Source organism: Baekduia sp., from assembly GCF_035318805.1.
Classification (GTDB): domain Bacteria; phylum Actinomycetota; class Thermoleophilia; order Solirubrobacterales; family Solirubrobacteraceae; genus Baekduia.
The window spans coordinates 1-4446 of record NZ_DATHDY010000034.1; the positions used below are offsets into that span (position 1 = coordinate 1).

The 4446-nt window shown below is 72.1% G+C and carries 7 protein-coding genes and 1 pseudogene; all 8 read left to right on the top strand.

The genetic code is table 11. The features are described from left to right. Positions 1-468, top strand: a 468-nt coding sequence (locus VK501_RS08660; RefSeq protein WP_324336672.1) for a flagellar hook-length control protein FliK, incomplete at its 5' end; no start/stop codon positions are given. Positions 469-486: 18 nt separating this feature from the next. Next, a complete protein-coding gene (locus VK501_RS08665; RefSeq protein WP_324336674.1) occupies positions 487-903 on the top strand; it encodes a flagellar hook assembly protein FlgD in 417 nt (138 codons plus the stop codon). Beyond that, positions 903-1301, top strand: a complete 399-nt coding sequence (locus VK501_RS08670; protein ID WP_324336675.1) for a TIGR02530 family flagellar biosynthesis protein — start codon at positions 903-905, stop codon at positions 1299-1301. Before VK501_RS08665 ends, VK501_RS08670 begins: the two co-directional genes overlap by 1 nt. A 101-nt stretch (positions 1302-1402) precedes the next feature. After that, positions 1403-2236 (top strand): flagellar hook-basal body complex protein, encoded by an 834-nt coding sequence (locus tag VK501_RS08675; protein ID WP_324336677.1) that lies wholly within the window; start codon positions 1403-1405, stop codon positions 2234-2236. Between the two features lie 111 nt (positions 2237-2347). Beyond that, complete coding sequence (locus VK501_RS08680; protein ID WP_324336679.1) at positions 2348-2557, top strand: flagellar FlbD family protein; 210 nt, start codon at positions 2348-2350, stop codon at positions 2555-2557. A gap of 89 nt (positions 2558-2646) precedes the next feature. Beyond that, on the top strand, positions 2647-3126 hold the full coding sequence (locus VK501_RS08685; protein WP_324336681.1) for a chemotaxis protein CheW: 480 nt from the start codon (positions 2647-2649) through the stop codon (positions 3124-3126). A gap of 13 nt (positions 3127-3139) precedes the next feature. Next, on the top strand, positions 3140-4231 hold the full coding sequence (gene cheB, locus VK501_RS08690) for a chemotaxis-specific protein-glutamate methyltransferase CheB (RefSeq protein ID WP_324336683.1): 1092 nt from the start codon (positions 3140-3142) through the stop codon (positions 4229-4231). After that, a pseudogene (locus tag VK501_RS08695) lies at positions 4228-4446 on the top strand (hypothetical protein); the annotation flags it as partial. The gene cheB and the pseudogene VK501_RS08695, both read left to right, overlap by 4 nt.

The following is a 4446-nucleotide window of genomic DNA, read 5'->3' on the forward strand; positions in this document are numbered from 1 at the left end:
GCCGCCGGCGTCCCGCAGCTCACGCGGGCAGCGGTCACCGCCGCCGCCGAGCGCGTGCAGGACCTCGTCCGCATCGCCACGACCCGCAATGGCGGCGCCCGCGCGATCCTCCAGCTCAAGCCGGCCGAGCTCGGCGCCGTCGACGTGCACCTGCGCACCACGCGCGAGGGGCTCGTCGCGACGATCGCCGCCCACGACCAGATCGGCCTCGACGCCCTCCAGCAGGCGGGCGGCGAGCTCCGGCGCTCGCTCGAGGACCGCGGCGTGCAGCTGCACCGCCTCGACCTGCAGCTCGGCGCCGGCCAGAACAGCTTCGGCAACGGCGCCGATGCGCGCGACGCCAACGCCGGCAGCCGCGGGAGCGCCCGCTCCGGCGTGCCGGCCGACGACGACCTCGTCGTGCAAGACCTCTCCACCACGACCGTCACGAGCACGCCCGCGGGCGTCCTCGTCGACGTCCAGGCCTGACCGAGGAAGGACCCCACCATGTCCAGCAGCTCCGCCATCTCCGACCAGATCGTGTCCCCCGCCTACACCCAGACGTCCTCTGCGCCCAGCAGCTCACTGGACAAGAACGGCTTCCTGAAGATGCTCACCGAGCAGATCAAGAACCAGGACCCCACGTCGGGGCAGGACCCCAACCAGTACTTCCAGACCATCTCGCAGATGACGACGGTCGAGCAGCTGACCAACCTGGCCACGCAGTCGGCCGTCACGCTCGCGGCGCAGAAGAACACGAGCGCCCAGGCGCTCATCGGCCGCACGGTCACCTACCCCGGCGCCGACGGCGTCCCGGTCCAGGGCCTCGTGGAGAGCGTGCAGCTGTCCACCAAGACCGGCCCGTCGCTCACCATCGCCGGCAAGGCCGGCTACAGCCCGGACATCATCACGGCTGTCAAGTAATGAGCAGTTCCTTCAATCCGGCACTCGTCCCGCCCGGCGTCTCCGCGCCGGCGGTCGGTGCGCGGACGCAGCCCGTACGGCCATCCGTCCAGGCGCCTCAAGGACCGGCCTTCGCGGACGTTCTACGGGATACGACGGGAACGAATCCCGTCACGTTCTCCAAGCACGCCGTCCAGCGCCTGGAGCGCCGCAACCTCGCCGTGGACCCGGCGTCGATGCAGCGCCTGCAGGACGGGGTCGATCGTGCCGCGGGCAAGGGTGCCCGCGACGCGGTGGTCCTCGTGGACGACACGGCGTTCGTGGTGTCGGTCCGCAACCGCACGGTCATCACGGCCGTCGGCACGGACCAGATGAAGGACCACGTCTTCACGAACATCGACAGCGCCGTCATCGCCTGACGTCGCAGCAGCACCGAAAACGGAATTTCACCCACACCCGGCTGGACCCCATTGGGGAAGCCGGAGGACCTCACAGGAGCCTCCACCAGATGATTCGCGGCATGTACTCGGCCATCTCCGGCCTGCGCACGCATCAGACGATGCTCGACGTCACGGCCAACAACCTGGCCAACGTCAACACCGTCGGCTACAAGGCCTCACGCACCACGTTCAAGGACCAGCTGCAGCAGACGCTGTACGGCGGGTCCGCGGAGGGCCCGAACACGGGCGGCACGAACGCCGCCCAGATCGGCCTCGGCGTGCAGCTCGGCTCGGTCGACGCCGTCATGGGCGCCGGCTCGCTGCAGAACACCGGCAACCCGCTCGACGTCGCCATCCAGGGCGACGGCTTCTTCCGCGTCGGCCTCGGCGACCCGTCGACGACGCCGCCCACGATGCCCACCGAGATGAACTACACCCGCGCGGGCAACTTCGTCCGCAACGACCAGGGCTACCTGACCACGCCCGAGGGCTACTACGTCATGGGCCGCGACACGACCACGACCCCGGCCACCGACCAGTACATCCAGATCCCCAGCGGCGCCACCGGCGTCGCGGTCGGCACCGACGGCTCGGTCACCTACGTGCCCGGCGGCGGCGGCAACCGCACCACGGCCGGCACCATCGGCCTGGCGAAGTTCCCCAACGACGAGGGCCTGCTGCGCCTCTCGGGCAACCGCTGGGCCGCTCACCCGGCTGCGGGCACCGAGATCGTGGGCGTGCCCGACGGCTCGACGTTCGGCCAGACGATCGGCGGCACGCTGGAGATGTCCAACGTCGACCTGGCGTCGGAGTTCACCAACATGATCGTCGCCCAGCGCGGCTTCCAGGCCAACTCGCGGGTCATCTCGACCGTCGACCAGATGCTCCAGGACCTGGTCAACCTCAAGAACTAGCTCAAAGGCAGTACGGGGCCGTGGCACGGCCGCCCGCGCAAAGGCGGAGGGCCTTTGCTCGGGCGGGCGTGACGCGGCCCCGAATCGTTGCGCGACACCGAGGAGCACACCATGATCGAGCTGCACAAGCTCTCGCACGAGCGGGAGCCGTTTCACCTCAACCCCGACCTGATCGAGCGCGTCGACGCGTCGCCCGACTGCCACGTGACGCTCACGACCGGCACGCGGATCGCCGTGTGCGAGTCGGTGCCCGAGGTCGTCGGCAAGGTCCGCACCTGGCGCGTGGACGTCCTCGCCGAGGCGATGCGGATGGCCCGCTGAGGCATCCCCCCGTAGGGGGATCCGTCTCAAGGGCGGACCCGGCCCGGTCGATCACCGGGTCAAGCCAGTTCTTCCCGACCGGAGTCCGAATGTCCGAAGAGTCCCTCTCCCGCCAGCTCGTCGTCTTCTCGCTGGGCGAGGAGGAGTACGCGCTGCCGATCACCCAGGTGCACGAGATCATCCGGTTCACCGAGCCGCGATCGGTCGCGTCGTCGGACCCGAGCGTCCGTGGGGTCATCTCTCTGCGCGGCAAGATCCTCCCGGTCTACGACCTGGCCACGCGCCTCGGCGTCGAGCACGCCGACGTGTCGGAGGCCAAGATCGTGATCGTCGAGACGGCCGAGGACATGGCCGGCGTCGTCGTCGACGACGTCGAGGAGGTCATCACCATCCACGCCGACCAGCTCGACGAGGCCCCCACCGCCGGCGGCCGCGGCATCGACGGCATCGCCAAGATCGGCGACCGCCTCGTGGTGCTCCTCGATCCCGAGGGCATCGTCGGCGCCGCCGCGCTGAACGTCGACGCCTCCCCCGCCGAGGTCGCCGACGACGTGCGCGTCGCCGCGTAGGTCCGCTCCCGCCGTGCTCGCCGCCGCCCGCACCGCGACGCCGTCGCGCATCCTCGTCGCCGACGACTCCACGTTCATGCGGCGCCTGCTCACCCAGGCGCTGCGCGACGCGGGGTTCGACGTGGTGGGAGAGGCCGGCGACGGCGACGAGGCGCTCGCCCTCTACCGGGACCTGCGCCCCGACGCCATGACGCTCGACCTCGCCATGCCCGGCATGGACGGGATCGGCGTCCTGCGCGCGCTGCGCGGCGAACGCTCCTCACTGCCCGTCGTCGTCGTGTCGGCGTTCTCGCCCGCCCACGGCGCCCGGGCGGTCGACGCCCTCGCCGAGGGCGCCTTCGACCTCGTGGCCAAGCCGGCCTTCGGCGAGCCGCTCGACCAGTTCGTCGGCGCGCTGCGCGAGAAGGTCACCGCGGCGGCGATCGCGTCGGCGAGCGCGCCGGTCGCCGCGCCGCGCCGCGCCCCGCGCCCCGCGCGGACGGCGACCGACGGCGGCTCGGCCGTCTCCCGCCTGCGCGCCCGCCGGGCGCCGGCCGCCTCGAGGAAGGTCGTGCTGATCGCCACCTCGACCGGCGGCCCCCGCGCCCTGGCCGAGCTGATCCCCGCGCTGCCCTCGCCGCTGGGCGCCGGCGGCATGATCGTCCAGCACATGCCCGCGGGCTTCACCGCCTCGCTGGCGCAACGGCTGGACCGCAGCTCGCAGCTGACGGTCGTCGAGGCCGGCGGCGGCGAGGTCCTCGAGCCCGGCACCCTGCTCCTCGCTCCGGGCGGCAGCCACCTGCGCCTCGACGACGACGGCGGCTCGGTCCGGCTCAGCGCCGAGGCCGCGATCGGCGGGCTGCGCCCGCGCGCGGACCTCACCATCGCCGACGCCGCCAAGGCGTTCGGCGAGCGGCTGGTGCTGGTCGTCATGACCGGCATGGGCAAGGACGGCCTGAAGGGCGCCCGCGAGGTCCGCGCGCGCGGCGGCCGCATCCTGGCCCAGGCCGAGTCGACCTGCACCGTCTACGGCATGCCGCGCGCCATCGTCGAGGCCGGCCTGGCCGACGACGTCCTGCCGCTCGGCGAGCTCGCCGAGGCCATCGCGGGGGAGACCGGGTCATGAGCGTCACCACGACCCCGGCGCCCGGCCGCGGCGTCGCCGACGACTACGAGCCCTTCTGCGTGCTGTTCCGCCGGCTGTGCGGGATCGACCTGCTCCAGTACAAGCGCGGCCAGATGGAGCGGCGCATCCGCTCGTTCGTCAGCACGCGCGGCGGCGACGCCGACCTGCTGACGTACTGCGCCAAGCTCACCACCGACAAGGCCGAGCTCGACCGG